Origin of the sequence: Janthinobacterium sp. HH104 (assembly GCF_001758715.1) — a bacterium.
Taxonomy (GTDB): domain Bacteria; phylum Pseudomonadota; class Gammaproteobacteria; order Burkholderiales; family Burkholderiaceae_D; genus Janthinobacterium; species Janthinobacterium aestuarii.
In genome coordinates this window covers 1-1,946 of sequence record NZ_LRIB01000055.1, presented here as the reverse complement: position 1 = coordinate 1,946, position 1,946 = coordinate 1, and the positions used below count along the sequence as shown (strand labels likewise).

At 62.6% G+C, this 1,946-nt stretch carries 1 protein-coding gene and 1 pseudogene; both read right to left on the bottom strand.

The window, feature by feature from the left end; all coding sequences use genetic code 11:
* Positions 1-193, bottom strand: a pseudogene (locus tag JAB6_RS25990) (capsid portal protein); the annotation flags it as partial.
* 14 nt (positions 194-207) lie between these two features.
* On the bottom strand, positions 208-1,946 hold a 1,739-nt coding region (locus JAB6_RS25985), incomplete at its 5' end, for a terminase ATPase subunit family protein (protein WP_139143503.1).

Here is a 1,946-nt window from a genome sequence, read left to right as displayed (position 1 = left end):
ACTTGGCCAGGCCGGCCAGGTTGACGGGCGGCTCATACCAGTGGCCGTTCTTCCAACACTCGAAGCAGTCGAGAATGTCGGCGTGCTCGAGCACGGGCGTCGGGTCGCCGAAGGAAAACGCCTCGATGCCGGCGGCCGGCGCCGTGGCCGCTGTTGATGGGGTGCTCTCGGCCTGTCGGCCGCGCGCGCGCATGTGTCGTGCTTTGCTCAAGAATAAATCTCCATGAAAGAGTGGTGGTTGTCGGTGGTGCCTTCGAAGGGCTCGTGATCGAGGGCGTGCATGCAGGCCCACGCCAGATCGGCGTGGCCGGTTTCATCGCTGCGGCCAGCCACATAGGTGACGTGCCGCCCGCTTGGTGTCAGGGTCTTGTGGATGGCCATGAACGATTGCGCGATGTCGGTCCAGCCGGCGTCAAATTCCAGCCGGCCCTTGCTGATGATGTTTTTGGCTTTCAGCACCATGCGGGTTTTGACTTCGGGCGAGTAGTTCAGGGCCGTCACAGCCGGGAAGAAGCCGCGCACGATCGGCAGCACGCCGATGCCCATGCCGGTCGTGTCGATGCCGATGTATTCGACGTTGTAGCGCTGGGTCATCTGGCGGATGGCGTCGGCGTGATCCTCGAAGCTCTGCCCGCGCCACTGGTGGCGCTCCAGGATGCGGAACTTGCCGCCGGCCGTCATGGGCGGCGCCAGCACGACGCAGCCGGCGCTGTCGCCGTTCAAGGCCGGGTCGTAGCCGATCCACACGGGCCGGTTACCGAACGGGCGCAGGCCCAGCAAGGGCTTGTAGTCGTCCCACTCGACCCACGAATCGACCATGCAACGCTGCAGCTCGGCCAGCGGGAAGACCGAGGCCGAGTCGTCGATAAAATTGCACATCAGCAGATTGTCGAACTGGTCCGGGCTGTATTCGAAGTTGCGCAGCTCGTCGATGTCGAACAGGTTGCAGCCGCCACGCTCGGCATCGAGGATGGTGACGATCTGACGCCAAATCTTGTCCTCTCCAGTAAAGCCGGACGACAGACGGCTGTGGCTGACGTCGATGTTGACTTGATCGGCCTTGGCGCGGCGCTTGTTGAACAGCTCACCCGTCCAGAACGGGTAAGCCTGGTGCGTGGTCGAGGATGGCGTGGAAAAGTAGGTCTTGCGCCACTTCTTGTGGATGGCCATGCCCGAGGCCACCTTGTTCAACTCCTGGAAATTCTGCGTCCAGAAGAATTCATCGAAGTAGAAATTGCCGTGGTAGCCCTGCGCCGTGCGCGCATTGGTGCCCAGGAAATACAGGTGCGCGCCGTTCGGCAAGACGATGGGATCGCCCGTCAGCTCGATGCCGGCCGCCTCGCGCGCGAACTGCACGATGTATTGCTTGAAGACGTGCGCCTGGCTTTTTGAGGCGGACAGGAAAATCTGGTTGCGGCCCGTCGCCATGGCGTCGGCCAGCGCCTCGCGCGCGAAGTACCAGGTGGCGCCGATCTGGCGGCTTTTGAGAATGGCGCGCGTGCGCTGGTCGCCGTTGCGATACCAGACCTTTTGATAGTCGAAGAGCGAGTCCTGGAAGGCGTCGAGCAGCTGGATTTTCTGTTCTTCGCTGAAATCGTTGCGCGTCGGCTTCTTCTTCGGGGCGGCATTGCGGTTCGCCAGCTTGGGGTTGAGATCGACCTCGTTGCCACCCGGCTGCTCGTAGCGGCGCACGCGCGCCGCCTGCACGATAGCGCGCATCAGCAGATCGATTTCCTTGTAGTCGCTGCCGCTCTTGACCTCTTTTTCGATCAGTTTCACCAAGCGCAGCTCGGCCGCTGCTTCGACGTGCTCGATGGCCTGCGCCTTGTCCCATTCGTCGCGCAGTTTCCAGCTATTGATGGTGCTGCGCTTGATCCCTAAGTGTCGGGCAATGGACGAAATGCGCCAGCCCTTCCAGTACAGGGCGCGCGCGGCGCGGCGCGGCT